The following is a 13470-nucleotide window of genomic DNA, read 5'->3' as shown; positions in this document are numbered from 1 at the left end:
CCACCGACACGAGACACTGTCAGACATGAGCACATCGCGCAGTCGCATGCTTCTCGCCGTCGTCGCACTCGTGGGGGCACTCGGCCTCGCCGCGTGCACCGCCGGCATCGGCTCCTCCCCCGTGCCCACGAGCTCGGGATCGCCCACGTGGGATGCCGCGAACGCGGCACCGCCGGAGGGCCGCGTCATCGGCACGGGCACTGTTCTCGACGCCGCCGGCGAGGCGCAGCTGTGTCTCGGAGTCGTCGCCGAGTCCTACCCGCCTCAGTGCACGGGGATCCCGCTCGATGGCTGGACGTGGGAGGGTGTCGACGGCAGCGAGACCAGCGGAGACACGACGTGGGGCACCTACGCCGTCTACGGCACCTTCGACGGCGAGCGGTACACCGTCACCGACCCGCCCATCATGCTCGCGCTCTACGATCCCGTCCGCCCGGAAGACCCGGCGAACGGTGTCGACGGCACGAGCTCCGAGGCCGACCTGATGCGAGTACAGGATGACCTGTCGGCCTCACTGGGACGCGATGCCCTGACCCTCTGGACCGAGCGCGGCTATGTCTGGGTCAGCGTCGTCTGGGACGACGGCACGCTGCAGGATGCCGTCGATGAGGCATACGGCGACGGAGTCGTCCTCGTGACGTCGGCTCTGCGCCAGATCGACTAGGACGACGGGATCAGCGCGAGCTTGCCGCCGGGGTGACCGCCGGAGAGCAGCCGCAGTGCAGCAGGCGCCTCGTCGAGCGGGAAGGTGCGCGCCATGGGGACGACGAGGTCGCCGTTCTGCGCGAGCGCGACCAGCTCGGCACGGATGTCGTCGCGGAACCGGGCGCTCTCACGCATGGATCCTGCGATCACCTGGATGCCGTCGGTGCCAGCCCTCTGGGGCGCGGCGATCGTCACGATTCGACGGCGTTCGTCGACCAGTTCGAGGGACACGTCGATGGCTTCATCGGTACCGACGGCGTCGAGCGCCGCGACCACCGCGCCGCCGGCCGCTGCCGCTCTCACGCGGTCAGCCAGCCCCGGGCCGTAGGTGACGGGGATGCCGCCGAAGCGCTCGACGACGTCGAATCGCTTCGCACTCGCGGTGCCGATCACGCGGATGCCGCGGAGCGCCGCCTGCTGAAGCACGCTCACCCCGACCGCACCTGATGCGCCGTGGAGCAGAATCGTCTCGCCCGGGGCAGAACCCGTGACCCAGAGCATCTCGGCCGCCGTGGTTCCGGCCAGCAGCAGGTTCGCCGCCTCCGGGTGAGTGAGGGTCGTCGGCTTCGCGAAGACCTTCTCGGCGGGGACGGTCAGCTCGGTCGCATAGCCCCCGCGCACCCGGAAAGCGACGACGTCGTCGCCCACGGCCGCGTCACCGGATCCGATACGGGTGTCCGGCCCGAGCGCGCTGATGCGTCCGGAGACCTCGTAGCCGATCGGAACCGGGAGCTGCGCCCCGGAGCGGGCGGACGCGACATGCTTGGCGTCCGCCGGATTCACGCCGGCCGCGTGCACCCGGATCGTGACCTCCCCGCGGCCCGGGGGTGAGACCTCGTGCTCGACGAACTCCCATGTGTCAGGGGCGCCCCACGACGACGCGATCCAATGCTCGGCGATTGTCATGTCGCGACCCTACCCTCAGAAGACGCATCGGACATTGGACGCCGTTCCGGCGATGTTGGCCCACCCTCCTGCGGGTGCGGTGGCGAGCACCGTGGAGTCGTTGCGTGCCTGGGCATAGCCCGCCGACCGCGCATCCGCGATCGACTTCGCCGAGAACGACGACGGGATCGAGAGTATCCCGCAGATGCTCCAGCTCAACTTCGCGCCGCTCAACGACGATCCGGTGTAGACGCACACGGTGCCTGTGGCGCAGCTGCCCACCGAAGCCGCCGAGACAGCGCTGCGCTGTTCCAGCACGACGAGATCCATCCCCAGCCTGGGCCACACGGCATGCTGCGCATCGACGATCACTCCGCCGGGAACCTCCGCCATCACGGCGAGGATCAGCGGGTCGATGCTCTCGCCCGTGTCGGCTGCGGCGTCCGCCAATGCCGGTGCGCCGAGCACCAGTACGCTGAGCAATCCGCCGACGACTGCGGCGAGCACCCCCCGACGTCTCATCTCACGAGATCCTCATCGACGTCCCACATCGTGTACGAGATGATCGCGCCACCGGCCATCAGATCGTTCGCGATGAGGTTGGTCCGCTCGACGCCGATGATCCTCCCGGTGTCGAGAGACAGGAGCACGACGTCGCTCGCAGCCCCGTCCGCCGTGATCACGCGCAGTCCTGCGGCCTGCCGTCCCAGGCGGTCGGCAGTCGTGCCGAGCGCCTCCACTCCGTCCGCATCCGCGAGGATGTCGAGCACCTGCGACTCCTGAGCGTTCGTGAGGGTCCATTGCTCGAGCACCGATGTCGCAGCGGCGACGACTTCGGACCCGGTCGGATCCGACGGCATACCGAACGCCATGAGGGCCGCGGACACGTCCTCGCGGGAATCACCGAAGACGTCGGGAACGGGAGTGGAGAACTGACCGGGCTCGATGGGCAGGTCTACGACGACCTCGCCCGAGCTGCTGATCTCCGCGCCGACGTTCGCAGACGCGTCGGTCGGGTCATACGGCACACCCCTCACCGAGACCATCCGCCCCGAGAGGTCGGGTTCCCAGCGAAGGGTGTTGAGCTGCGGGACCACCTTCGTCGCCCCGGTGCTGCCGTTGATGTCCAGCCCCCATGTCGCCGACCTCACGACGCGCTCCGGATCGGCAGGTCCAGGCGTCGCGCTGAGTGTCGCCTGCGCCGTGTCGAGCGTCTCTGCCGTGCCCTCCCCCGCAGCGAAGTCCAGGGGTGCGGGCGAGCCTGCGACCGCCGCCCCCTGGGGAACCAGGACGGCGACGGCCACGACCACGGCCGCGGCCGCCATCACGATGCCGGAAGCCCATCCGAGAGCACGCCTCCGCTGAGGCCGAGGCTTCGAAGCGGTGCGGATGATCCGATCCCTTGTCCGCTCCGCCGCGGGGTCCGGCTTCGCATCGCGTGGCGTCCGGGCGGGATCGGCCTCCGTCAGGACGCGTTCGAGCAGAGCATGGTCATCCGTCATGATCCCTCCGCCCCTCCAGTCCGAGCTCCGCACACAACTTCGCCTGCGCACGCGAGAGCGTCTTCCGTACCCGGACACGCGGGCTGCGCAGCAACTCGGCGATCTCCCCCACTGCGAGCCCATCCCAGTACGTCAGCATGATGATACGCCGCTCACGCCCGGTGAGGACACCTAGAGCTGCGAGCACCCTCGCGCGAGTGGCCAGGGCAGGCGGGTCCTTCTCTCCGGACACACCACCGTGCACCGCGTCGATGGCCGTGCGCCGCAGCGTCGACCGACCCGATCGCCCTCCGAGCACCCGATCGGCCGCGCGGATCAACCAGATCCGATCCATCGGCTTCGTCGGAACGAGCCGGGACCATGCCAGGAGGAAGATCTCGGAGACGATCTCCGTCACCTCAGCGGGGTCCTCGACGACGCCTTCGACATGATGCCTGACCGCCGCCCAGTTGGCGTCGAAGAGCCGGGTGAAGGCTTCGTCCCTCTGGGTCTCACGGTTCTCACCGCGGGCGCTCATCTCTCTCGTCCGCCGGAGCACCCGATCCGCGTCGCGTCTCGGAGTCGCATGTCAGAAGCCGAGGCGGCCGAGCTGCTTCGGGTCGCGCTGCCATTCCTTCGCGACCTTGACGTGCAGGCCCAGGAAGACCCTCGTGCCGAGGAGCTCTTCGATGCCGGCACGGGCACGGCGTCCGACGTCGGCCAGACGCTTGCCCTTGTGACCGATGATGATCGCCTTCTGGCTGTCGCGCTCCACCACGATCGACGCATGCACATCGGTCAGATCGGTTCCTTCGCGGGGGGCGATGTCGTCGATCACGACCGCGATCGAGTGGGGAAGCTCGTCTCGGACCCCGTCGAGCGCCGCCTCGCGGATCATCTCGGCGATGCGATCCTCTTCCGACTCGTCGGTCGTGATTCCCTCGCCGTAGAGGGCGGGGCCCACCGGCATGAGGGAGAGGACTTCATCCGCGAGGACCTCGAGCTGGTCGTTCGTGAGCGCCGAGATCGGGATCACCGCATCCCAGTCCTCGCGCAGTGCATCGACCTCCAGGAGACGCTCGGTGATCTCGTCGCGGTCCGCGGCATCGGTCTTGGTGACGATGGCGATCTTCTTGGCGCGACGGTATCCGTCGAGCGAGGCAGCGATGCGGCGATCGCCCGGTCCGACCTTCTCGGTCGCCGGCACGCAGAAGCCGATCACATCGACATCGCCGAGCACCTGCTCGACGAGGTCGTTCAGGCGCTCGCCCAGAAGCGTGCGGGGCTTGTGGATGCCGGGGGTGTCGACGATGACGAGCTGCCCCGCGGGGCGGTTCACGATCCCGCGGATCGCGCGGCGGGTCGTCTGCGGCTTCTCACTCGTGATGGCGATCTTCTCGCCGACCAGCGCATTCGTGAGAGTCGACTTTCCGACGTTCGGGCGCCCCACGAAGGTCACGAACCCGCTTCGCGTCTGCTCAGTCATCGTTTCCGTCTCTCTCATCTGCGGCGTTATCCGCGTCGTCTGCCGCGCGTTCGACGAACACGGTCGCGATTCCGCGGCCGCGCCCTCGAGACGCGCCGCCGGTGAGGGTCAGCCCCTCCACCGTCGCCGTCGATCCCGGTTGCGGAACCTGGCCCAGTGCCTTGCCCAGCAGACCGCCGATAGAGTCCACGTCCTCGTCCTCGAGTTCGAGACCGAACAGATCGCCGACGTCCTCCAGCGAGAGTCGGGAGCTCACGCGGTAGCGTCCGTCGCCCAGTTCGACGACTTCAGCTGATACCTGATCGTACTCGTCGGAGATCTCGCCGACGAGTTCCTCGATGAGGTCCTCCAGGGTCACGAGGCCCGATATGCCTCCGTGTTCATCGATCACGAGGCACACATGCACGGCGTCGCGCTTCATCTGCTGAAGCAGCGTCTCGGCGCGCATGGACTCGGGCACGAAGGTCGCCGGACGCGAGATGGGGCGGATGGACGCCGTGCGCCAGGCGTTCTCATCGCGGAAGGCGAACAGCACCAGGTCCTTCAGGTACAGCACGCCGACGACGTCGTCGGCGTCGTCGTCGACCACCGGCATGCGTGACACACCACGCTGCAGGAACAGCGTCATGGCCTCGCTCGTCGTCGCGGTCGCATCGACCGTCACCATCTCGGTGCGGGGCACCATCACGGCACGGACGAACTGGTCGGTGAAGTCGAACACCGAGTGGATGAGGTCGCGATCGTCGGCCTCGATCAGGTCGTTCGAGGCGGCCTCGTCGACCATGCTGAGCAGCTGCTCCTCGGACGTGAACGAGCTGCGGCCGCGGCCGGGGGTGACCCGGTTGCCGAGCAGCACCAGTCCCTGGGCGAGCGGCCCGAGGATGATGCGAAGCCCGCGGACGATCCGCGCATTCGCGCGGAGCATGCCTTCGGCGTGATGCCGGCCGAAGGAACGCGGGCTCGCCCCCACCAGCACGAAGCTGATGCCCGTCATCAGCAGAGCCGCTGCGAGCATCGCCCACCAGATGTTGTCGAACAGGATGCTGAACGCGACCGTGACGAGCACGGCGGCGGCCGTCTCGGCGAGCACGCGGATGAACGCGACGGCGTTGACGTGTGCGTCCGGGTCAGCCGCGATCCGCACCAGCTGGCTGCCGTTGCGCCCTTCGGCGCCCATCTCCTCGATGTCCGAACGCGACGTGACCCCGAAGGCCGCGTCGATCGCCGCCATGAGCCCGCCGAATGCGACGAGCAGAACAGCGCCTGCGAGCAGGAGAGCGGCGGTCATCGTCGACGTTCAGCCGCGGCGAAGCCCTGGATGAGCTCCTTCTGCAGACCGAACATCTCGCGCTCCTCTTCGGGCTCGGCGTGATCGAAACCGAGGAGGTGCAGCAGTCCGTGCGTGGTGAGCAGGATCAGCTCATCCATCAGAGTGTGGCCGGCTGCCTGCGCCTGGGCCTCGGCGACCTGAGGGCACAGCACGATGTCTCCGAGCAGCCCTGGTGCCGTGGGGCGATCTTCGGTGCCGGGGCGCAGCTCATCCATCGGAAAGCTGAGAACGTCGGTCGGACCCGGCTCGTCCATCCACTGCACGTGAAGTGCCTCCATGGCGCCCTCGTCGACGAGGACGATCGCGACCTCGGCATCCGGGCTCACGTGCATCTGCGCCAGGTTGAAGTCGGTCAGCCGCTGCAGCACGGTCTCGTCGACGTCGATCGCCGACTCGTTGTTGATCTCGATCATGACTGTGCTCGTTTCATCAGGAGAGGCCTCGCTTCGGCATCCGGTCCCGGGGTCCTGGTCGTTGTGCGCCTCGGCGGTCGGCGCGATTGGCGAACTCCGCGGCCTGCTCGCGCTCGAAGCGCTGCGCAGTGCGGCGCTCGTCGTACTCGCTGTACGCGTCGACGATGCGTCCGACGAGCGAATGCCGCACGACGTCGTCGCTCGTGAGTCGTGCGAAGTGGATGTCGTCGATGCCGTCGAGCACTCGGGTCACGAGGCGGAGCCCCGAGGATCCCTGCGGGAGGTCGACCTGAGTGATGTCACCGGTGACGACCATCTTCGAGCCGAAGCCCAGACGGGTGAGGAACATCTTCATCTGCTCGGGCGTCGTGTTCTGCGCCTCGTCGAGAACCACGAACGAGTCGTTCAGCGTGCGGCCGCGCATGTACGCGAGCGGCGCGACCTCGATGGTGCCCGTCGCCATCAGGCGAGGGACGATCTCGGGGTCCATCATCTCGTTGAGCGCGTCATAGAGCGGACGCAGGTACGGGTCGATCTTGTCGGTGAGAGTGCCGGGGAGGAAGCCGAGACGTTCCCCTGCTTCGACAGCGGGGCGCGTCAGGATGATCCGGGTGACCTCCTTGCGCTGCAGCGCCTGGACGGCTTTCGCCATCGCCAGATAGGTCTTTCCCGTTCCGGCCGGACCGATGCCGAACACGATCGTGTTCTCCTCGATCGCGTCCACGTACTCCTTCTGGCCCAGGGTCTTGGGCCGGATGACCTTGCCGCGAGTCGACAGGATGGCCTCGCCGAGCACCTCGCTCGGGCGGGGTCCTCCGTCGTTGCGGAGCATGCGCGCCGAGCTCGTGACGTCGCTGGGAGCGAGGTCGTGGCCGGCCTTGGTCATGGTCATCAGCTCGTCGACGAGACTCTTCGCCTTCGCGACGGCGTCCGACGTGCCCGTGAGCGTGATCTCGTTGCCACGGACGAGCACCTGCACGTCGCGGTGCTCCTTCTCGAGCATCCGCAGCAAGCGGTCCTGCGGTCCGAGCAGCTGCACCATGGCGACGCCGTCGGCATAGATCTTCTCGACAGCGGTGTCGGATGCGGTGACAGGGTCGTTTTCGTCAGAAGCCAACGAGCTTGTTCTCCTCGATATCGGCGAGCACATGGGCGTGCACGTGGAAGACGGATTGGGCGGCGCTCGCGCCGTTGTTGAAGATGAGGCGGTACTCGCCGTTCGCATGCTCTGCGGCGAGCTGCATGGCCGCGGCGACCATCTCGGCGAGAAGCCCCGGGTCGCCCTGAGCCAGCTCGGTGACGTCTCGGTAGTCCTCGGTCTTGGGAACCACGAGCGCGTGCAGAGGTGCCTGCGGGTTGATGTCGCGAATCGCGAACACCCGGCCGGTGTCCAGCAGGATCTCACCCGGGATGTCGCCGTTGAGGATGCGCGTGAAGATCGAGGGCTCGGACATGCTCTCAGTCTACTGACCGCAGCCCGGCGCGGCCCGTCCCCTCGTTCACCAGCGGCCGAGCGCCACCGAGAGCACGGCGATCGCCGCAGGACCCGCGGTGGAGGTGCGCAGCACCGTCTCCCCGAGGAGGACCCGTTCCGCACCGGCGTCGGAGAGCTTCGTGAGCTCCTCATCGGAGATCCCGCCCTCCGGGCCGACGACCAGCACGATGTCGCGGCCGTCCGGCTCGAGCTCGGACAATCGCGTCGATGCGCCAGGATCCAGCAGCAGCAGGCGCTGAGACGCTGCACGCACCGCGAGATCTGCCGTCGTCGCCGGAGGAGAGACCTCGGGAACCCAGGCGCGGTGCGCCTGCTTGGCCGCCTCTCGGACGATCGAGGACCAGCGTTCGCGCCCCTTGACGGCCTTCGGCCCCTCCCAACGGGACACGCTGCGGCTGGCCTGCCACGGGACGATCTCGTCGACCCCGAGTTCACACGCCGCCTGCACCGCCAGCTCGTCGCGATCGCCCTTCGCCAGAGCCTGTGCGAGGACGATCCGCGGATGCGGTGCGGATTCTTCGGATCGGGCCGACACGCGCACCTCGACGCGAGACGGTGACACCTCCTCGGCGACGCCGGTGAGCCACACCCCTGCACCGTCGCCGACCGTGACCGCCTCGCCGACGCGGAGCCGCCGGACGACCGCGGCGTGCTTGGCCTCAGCCCCGGTGAGCGACACGAGGTCGCCGACCGCAGCATCCGAGGAGTTCTCGACGAGGAAGTGGAGTGCCATGATCGCCGTCCGGATCAGTGCGAACGGAAGCGGTCGCGGAGCTTCGAGAACAGTCCCTGCTGGAACTGCGCCAGCTGCGGACCCGGCGCCTTCGTCTTCTTCGCGAAGTCCTCGATCAGCGCGCGCTGCGCAGAGTCCAGCTTGGTCGGGGTGACCACCTGCACGCCGACACGCAGGTCGCCCCGCTGGTTTCCTCGCAGCGGAGTGATGCCGCGGCCCTTGATGGTCAGGACGTCGCCCGACTGCACGCCCGAGCGGATCTCGAGATCGACCTCGCCGTCGAGCCCCTGGATGGTCGTCTCGGTGCCGAGGACGGCATCGGGCATCGACACCTCGAGTGTGGCGAGCAGGTCGTCGCCGTCGCGGCTGAAGGAGGGGTGCGGGTTGACGGAGACCTCGACGTACAGGTCGCCGTTCGGGCCGCCGGCCTTGCCGACCTCGCCGGAGCCGGGAAGCTGAAGACGGAGTCCGGTCTCGACGCCGGCAGGGATGTCGAGGGAGACGGTGCGGCGTGAGCGCACCCGACCCTGTCCTCCGCACGTGCCGCACGGGTACGGGATGGTGGTGCCGTAACCCTCGCAGGTGCCGCAGGGCTGAGACGTCACGACGTTGCCGAGCAGGCTCCGCACCTGACGCTGAACGTGACCGGAACCGCCGCAGATGTCGCAGGTGACGGGCGACGTTCCTTCCTGACAGCACGAGCCGTTGCACGTCTCGCACAGCACGGCCGTGTCGACCTCGATGTCGCGGTGCGCGCCGAAGACGACGTCGCCGAGATCGAGGGTCACGCGCACCAGGGCGTCCTGGCCGCGCTCGCGCCGCGACCGCGGACGCGCTCCGCGCCCGCCGCCCTGGCCTGCGCCGAAGAACGTCTCGAAGATATCTCCGAAGCCGCCGAACCCGCCGAAGTCGTTCGCCGCTCCGTCGCCCCCGCCCATGTCGTAGCGGCGGCGGGAGTCGTCGTCGCTCAGCACGTCATAGGCGTGCGTCACGAGCTTGAACCGCTCAGCGGCGTCTTCACCCGGGTTCACGTCGGGGTGGAGTTGACGGGCGAGGCGCCGGTACGCCTTCTTGATCTCATCGGTGGAGGCGTCGCGAGAGACGCCGAGTACCTCGTAGTGGTCTGCCACAATGGCCCTTCTGCGTGTGCTGTCATCTGGGCGGCCGCGTCAGCGGGCCGCCTCGTCTTCGTCGAGCATCCGCGACAGGTAGCGGGCAACCGCCCGTGCCGCCGCGAGATTGCTCGGATAGTCCATGCGCGTCGGCCCCATCACGCCGACGCGCGCCGTGCCGCTGGGGGCGGCGTAGTTGCTGGCGACGATCGATGCCTCGCCGAGTCCGAATGACGCGTTCTCGGTGCCGATGCTGGCTGCGAGGCCATGAGAGTCCGCCTCCATCTCGCTCATCAGGCGCAGCAGGGTCACCTGTTCCTCGATCGCCTCGAGGATGGGATGGATGCTGCCGCGGAAGTCCTGCTCGCGCTTCGCGAGGGTCGCCGCACCCGCCATCACCAGGCGCTCCTGACGGAACGCGCCGAGCTCGTCGATGACGATGGTCGCGAGTGCGCGAAGCACGATGTCGTGCGAATGCTCATCGTCGGTGAGCAGCGTCTGCAGCCGCTCAGCCGCATCGCTCACCGCCCGCCCGGTGATCAGCGCAGACAGGCGCGCACGGAGCAGCGCCATGTCGGCATCATCCACATCGACGGGCAAGGGGGCGATCCGCTGCGAGACGCCGCCCGCGTCGGTGACGAGCACGATGAGCAGCCGATTGGGAGCGAGCGCCACGAGCTCGAGATGCGTCAGGTGCGCGCGGGCGAACGACGGGTACTGCGCGAGGGCGACCTGACCCGTGAGCTGCGTGAGCACCCGGACGGTGCGCACCATCAGGTCGTCCAGATCAGAGGGAGCGGTGAGGAAGGACTCGATCGCCGTGCGCTGGGCAACGGAGAGCGGTCGCAGCTGCGCAAGGTGGTCGACGAAGACGCGATACCCCTTGTCGGTGGGGACGCGACCGGACGACGTATGCGGGGCGGCGATCAGCTCTTCGTCTTCGAGGAGTGCCATGTCGTTGCGGATCGTCGCAGCCGACACACCGAAGGAGTAGCGGTCGACGATCGACCTGCTGCCGACGGGCTCGTGGGTCTCGACGTAGTCCTGCACGATCGCGCGGAGAACCCGGAGGCCTCTTTCACTGACCATCGCAACTCCCTCCCTTTGGCACTCACTGGCTACGAGTGCCAATTCTACCCGCCCGTTCCGACCACATGCTGATCGCCATACGATGACGGGTATGAGTGTCGCCCCACAGGTCGCGGTCTCCGCCGGAATCGTGCGCGGCGAGGTGGTCGATGGTGTTCGGCGTTTCCTCGGCATCCCGTACGCGGCGGCGCCCTTCGGACCGAATCGCTTCCGCGAGCCCCAGCCGGCTCCTTCATGGGACGGCATCCGGGATGCCACGGCGTTCGGGCCGACCGCGCCTCAGCTTCCTTACCCCGGTGCCACCGGCGAGCTGCTGGGCTCGGTCGAGATTCCCGGCGACGACATCCTCTCCGCCAACATCTGGACGCCTCAGGACGCCGACCGCGCCCCGGTCGTCGTCTGGATCCACGGTGGCGCGCTCGAACGAGGCACCGCAGCGATCCCGCTGTATGACGGCGCCGGCTTCGCACGCGCCGGGATCGTCTTCGTGTCGATCAACTACCGCCTGGGATCCGAGGGATTCTCCGTTCTCGAGGACGCTCCCCGGAACCTCGGATTGCAGGATGCAGCAGCGGGACTCGCCTGGGTGCACCGCGAGATCGCCTCCTTCGGCGGAGAACCGGAGCAGATCACGGTCATGGGCGAGTCCGCGGGCGGTGCGATCGTCGCGGGGCTCCTCGCGAACGATTCGTCCCGGGCGCGGATCGCGCGGGCCATCATCGAGTCGGGGCCGCTCGAAGCGCAGACGGCGAAGAAGGCCGGCCGCGTCACGGCGCAGCTCGCCAAGCGGCTCGGAGTCGCCGCCGACCGAGCGGCTTTCGCGACGGTCTCCCCCGAGCAGCTGCTGGAGGCACGGCGCCAGCAGGCCGCAGGGTCATCTCCGCTCGGCGGAGCCCCAGGATTCCAGTTCGCTGTGGATGCCGGGTCTCTGCCGCGTTCTCCGCACGAGGTCCTCGCCGGCGCCGACGTGCCGCTCCTCATCGGGAGCAACACCGACGAGTACCGGCTCTGGTTCACACCCGCAGCCCTCGCCCGGATCAGCGAGATGAAGCTGCTGCTCGGACGACTCGCTCTGCGGATCCCCCGCCGAGCGGTGGCCGCCTATCGCTCGGCCTTTCCCGGCGCGACCACGGGCGAGATCTTCGGCCAGCTCGCGACCGACATCATGCTGCGAGGGCCGCTGACGACGCTGGCGAGGGCCCGCACGGCACCGACCTACGTCTACGAGTTCGCGTGGCGGAGTCCCGTCCGCGACCTGCGTGCCGCGCACGCGCTCGAGCTGGGGTTCGTCTTCGATCGCCTCGGCGACCCCGAGGCGAAGCGCCTCGCAGGCGCTGAGGCGCCGCAGGGGCTCGCCGATGAGATGCACTCCGCGTGGGTCTCCTTCATCAAGACCGGAGACCCCGGCTGGCCGGTCTTCGGTGCGGAGCGCACCACCCGCCTGTTCGACACCGACAGCGCCACGGTGCCGCAGCGACGGACCGACGCGCTCGACCTGCTTCCGTAGCGCGCGTCTCTGCTCAGTCGGTGAGTTCGCGCACCACGGCGTCGGCGAGCAGCCGACCGCGCAGAGTGAGCTGAACGCGTCCGCGCACTGCGGCGGCCGGGTCGACGAGTCCGTCCGCGATCAGGCCGGCGACCCTGGTGCGTTTGTCTGCCTGGAGGTCGGCGACCGCGATCCCCTCGCGGATCCGGCTCAGGAGCAGGACCCGCTCGAGCATCGTGGACTCCTCGTCGGGGCGCTCGGTGCCCGCCGCGGGCGACTCCGAGGCCGCGAGACGCTGAGCGTAGGCGGCCGGGTGCTTGACGTTCCACCACCGCAGACCAGCGACATGGCTGTGCGCGCCGGGGCCGAACCCCCACCAGTCGCTTCCCCGCCAGTATGCGAGGTTGTGTCGCGAGCGCTGGGCCACGCTGCGAGACCAGTTGCTGATCTCGTACCAGTCGAAGCCCGCCGCCGCGAGACGCGCATCGGCGAGCTCGTACATGTCGGCCTGCAGATCGTCGTCCGGCGACGGCACCTCGCCCCGGCGGATCTGCCGGGCGAGCTTGGTGCCGTCCTCGATGATCAGCGCATAGGCCGAGATGTGGTCGGAGTCGAGCGCCAGCGCCGCCTCGATCGAAGATTCCCAGTCGGCCAGCGACTCCCCCGGCGCTCCGTAGATCAGGTCGACGCTGACCGCGAGACCCGCATCCTTCGCTGCCGCGACGGCTGTCGTCACATTCTCGGGCCGGTGGGTGCGGTCGAGAGCCGCGAGCACATGGGGAACGGCCGACTGCATGCCGATCGACAGCCGCGTGACCCCGGCATCCGCGAGGGTTCGAGCGACGTCCGGCGTCACCGTATCGGGGTTCGCCTCCACCGTGACCTCTGCGCCGTCGACCAGCCCGAACGCATCTGTCGCAGCATCGAGCATGCGGGCGAGGTCACCGGCCGGCAGCAGGGTGGGCGTGCCTCCGCCGAAGAACACCGTGTCCATGGGGCGCAGCGCGCCCGCGTCCGCGAGGACGCGTCTCGCGAGGTCGATCTCCGTGATCAGCGTCGAGGCGTAGTCCTCCTGCTTCGCGCCTCGGAGCTCGCCGGACGTGTAGGTGTTGAAGTCGCAGTAGCCGCAGCGCACCCGGCAGAACGGGACGTGCAGATAGGCCGAGAAAGGCACGGCGCGATCGATCGGCAGATCGGACGGAAGACGGCCGTCGGCCGGTGCCGGATCGCCGAGAGGAAGCGGGCCGGCCATCAG

At 68.7% G+C, this 13470-nt stretch carries 15 protein-coding genes; 2 read left to right on the top strand and 13 right to left on the bottom strand.

Annotated elements, in window-relative coordinates; all coding sequences use genetic code 11:
* The first annotated feature begins 25 nt into the window (after window positions 1–25).
* Window positions 26–664, top strand: coding sequence for a hypothetical protein (locus OB895_RS01155; RefSeq protein WP_079112955.1), 639 nt, complete (start codon window positions 26–28; stop codon window positions 662–664).
* Here OB895_RS01155 and OB895_RS01150 read toward each other — a convergent pair.
* The 12 genes from OB895_RS01150 to hrcA all read right to left on the bottom strand — a co-directional run bounded on the left by OB895_RS01150 (window position 661) and on the right by hrcA (window position 10729).
* Entirely contained in the window at window positions 661–1611 is a 951-nt protein-coding gene (locus OB895_RS01150) for a quinone oxidoreductase family protein (RefSeq protein WP_079112956.1), read from the bottom strand. The two genes, OB895_RS01155 and OB895_RS01150, sit on opposite strands and share 4 nt — an antisense overlap.
* 15 nt (window positions 1612–1626) lie before the next feature.
* Entirely contained in the window at window positions 1627–2112 is a 486-nt protein-coding gene (locus OB895_RS01145) for a hypothetical protein (protein WP_079112957.1), read from the bottom strand.
* Window positions 2109–3092: a hypothetical protein gene (locus tag OB895_RS01140; RefSeq protein ID WP_079112958.1), complete on the bottom strand. Its 984-nt coding sequence runs from the start codon at window positions 3090–3092 to the stop codon at window positions 2109–2111. Before OB895_RS01140 ends, OB895_RS01145 begins: the two co-directional genes overlap by 4 nt.
* A complete protein-coding gene (locus OB895_RS01135) occupies window positions 3082–3609 on the bottom strand; it encodes an RNA polymerase sigma factor (protein ID WP_042537635.1) in 528 nt (175 codons plus the stop codon). The genes OB895_RS01140 and OB895_RS01135 overlap by 11 nt, the downstream gene beginning before the upstream one ends.
* 51 nt (window positions 3610–3660) lie before the next feature.
* On the bottom strand, window positions 3661–4557 hold the full coding sequence (era, locus tag OB895_RS01130; protein ID WP_311878655.1) for a GTPase Era: 897 nt from the start codon (window positions 4555–4557) through the stop codon (window positions 3661–3663).
* The gene (locus OB895_RS01125) at window positions 4550–5845 is read right to left on the bottom strand and encodes a hemolysin family protein (protein WP_042537638.1); all 1296 of its coding nucleotides are present in this window, start codon (window positions 5843–5845) and stop codon (window positions 4550–4552) included. The genes era and OB895_RS01125 overlap by 8 nt, the downstream gene beginning before the upstream one ends.
* Window positions 5842–6300 (bottom strand): rRNA maturation RNase YbeY, encoded by a 459-nt coding sequence (ybeY, locus tag OB895_RS01120; protein ID WP_042537641.1) that lies wholly within the window; start codon window positions 6298–6300, stop codon window positions 5842–5844. The genes OB895_RS01125 and ybeY overlap by 4 nt, the downstream gene beginning before the upstream one ends.
* 16 nt (window positions 6301–6316) lie before the next feature.
* Window positions 6317–7342 (bottom strand): PhoH family protein, encoded by a 1026-nt coding sequence (locus OB895_RS01115; protein WP_228385705.1) that lies wholly within the window; start codon window positions 7340–7342, stop codon window positions 6317–6319.
* Between the two features lie 64 nt (window positions 7343–7406).
* A complete protein-coding gene (locus tag OB895_RS01110) occupies window positions 7407–7754 on the bottom strand; it encodes an HIT domain-containing protein (RefSeq protein WP_311878652.1) in 348 nt (115 codons plus the stop codon).
* A gap of 45 nt (window positions 7755–7799) precedes the next feature.
* A complete protein-coding gene (locus OB895_RS01105) occupies window positions 7800–8528 on the bottom strand; it encodes a 16S rRNA (uracil(1498)-N(3))-methyltransferase (RefSeq protein WP_079112960.1) in 729 nt (242 codons plus the stop codon).
* 14 nt (window positions 8529–8542) lie between these two features.
* Window positions 8543–9658 (bottom strand): molecular chaperone DnaJ, encoded by a 1116-nt coding sequence (dnaJ, locus tag OB895_RS01100; RefSeq protein ID WP_042537649.1) that lies wholly within the window; start codon window positions 9656–9658, stop codon window positions 8543–8545.
* Window positions 9659–9697: 39 nt separating this feature from the next.
* Window positions 9698–10729, bottom strand: a complete 1032-nt coding sequence (hrcA, locus tag OB895_RS01095; RefSeq protein WP_042537651.1) for a heat-inducible transcriptional repressor HrcA — start codon at window positions 10727–10729, stop codon at window positions 9698–9700.
* Window positions 10730–10820: 91 nt separating this feature from the next.
* On the opposite strand from hrcA, the gene OB895_RS01090 reads away from it, so the two are divergent.
* Window positions 10821–12236: a carboxylesterase/lipase family protein gene (locus OB895_RS01090; protein WP_228385517.1), complete on the top strand. Its 1416-nt coding sequence runs from the start codon at window positions 10821–10823 to the stop codon at window positions 12234–12236.
* 13 nt (window positions 12237–12249) lie between these two features.
* Here OB895_RS01090 and hemW read toward each other — a convergent pair whose 3' ends face one another.
* Window positions 12250–13467, bottom strand: coding sequence for a radical SAM family heme chaperone HemW (gene hemW / locus OB895_RS01085; protein WP_079112962.1), 1218 nt, complete (start codon window positions 13465–13467; stop codon window positions 12250–12252).
* Window positions 13468–13470: the final 3 nt, after the last annotated feature.

Source organism: Microbacterium forte (genome assembly GCF_031885415.1).
GTDB lineage: Bacteria > Actinomycetota > Actinomycetes > Actinomycetales > Microbacteriaceae > Microbacterium > Microbacterium forte.
Note: the sequence above shows the minus strand (reverse complement) of the source record. Positions and strands in the feature narration are given on the sequence as shown.

Excerpts from the sequence above, each read along its gene's own strand:
- OB895_RS01155 (WP_079112955.1), top strand. The coding sequence starts at position 26 with ATGAGCACATCGCGCAGTCGCATGCTTCTCGCCGTCGTCGCACTCGTG.
- OB895_RS01150 (WP_079112956.1), bottom strand. The coding sequence starts at position 1,611 with ATGACAATCGCCGAGCATTGGATCGCGTCGTCGTGGGGCGCCCCTGAC.
- OB895_RS01145 (WP_079112957.1), bottom strand. The coding sequence starts at position 2,112 with ATGAGACGTCGGGGGGTGCTCGCCGCAGTCGTCGGCGGATTGCTCAGC.
- OB895_RS01140 (WP_079112958.1), bottom strand. The coding sequence starts at position 3,092 with ATGACGGATGACCATGCTCTGCTCGAACGCGTCCTGACGGAGGCCGAT.
- OB895_RS01135 (WP_042537635.1), bottom strand. The coding sequence starts at position 3,609 with ATGAGCGCCCGCGGTGAGAACCGTGAGACCCAGAGGGACGAAGCCTTC.
- era (WP_311878655.1), bottom strand. The coding sequence starts at position 4,557 with ATGACTGAGCAGACGCGAAGCGGGTTCGTGACCTTCGTGGGGCGCCCG.
- OB895_RS01125 (WP_042537638.1), bottom strand. The coding sequence starts at position 5,845 with ATGACCGCCGCTCTCCTGCTCGCAGGCGCTGTTCTGCTCGTCGCATTC.
- ybeY (WP_042537641.1), bottom strand. The coding sequence starts at position 6,300 with ATGATCGAGATCAACAACGAGTCGGCGATCGACGTCGACGAGACCGTG.
- OB895_RS01115 (WP_228385705.1), bottom strand. The coding sequence starts at position 7,342 with ATGGTGCAGCTGCTCGGACCGCAGGACCGCTTGCTGCGGATGCTCGAG.
- OB895_RS01110 (WP_311878652.1), bottom strand. The coding sequence starts at position 7,754 with ATGTCCGAGCCCTCGATCTTCACGCGCATCCTCAACGGCGACATCCCG.
- OB895_RS01105 (WP_079112960.1), bottom strand. The coding sequence starts at position 8,528 with ATGGCACTCCACTTCCTCGTCGAGAACTCCTCGGATGCTGCGGTCGGC.
- hrcA (WP_042537651.1), bottom strand. The coding sequence starts at position 10,729 with ATGGTCAGTGAAAGAGGCCTCCGGGTTCTCCGCGCGATCGTGCAGGAC.
- OB895_RS01090 (WP_228385517.1), top strand. The coding sequence starts at position 10,821 with ATGAGTGTCGCCCCACAGGTCGCGGTCTCCGCCGGAATCGTGCGCGGC.
- hemW (WP_079112962.1), bottom strand. The coding sequence starts at position 13,467 with ATGGCCGGCCCGCTTCCTCTCGGCGATCCGGCACCGGCCGACGGCCGT.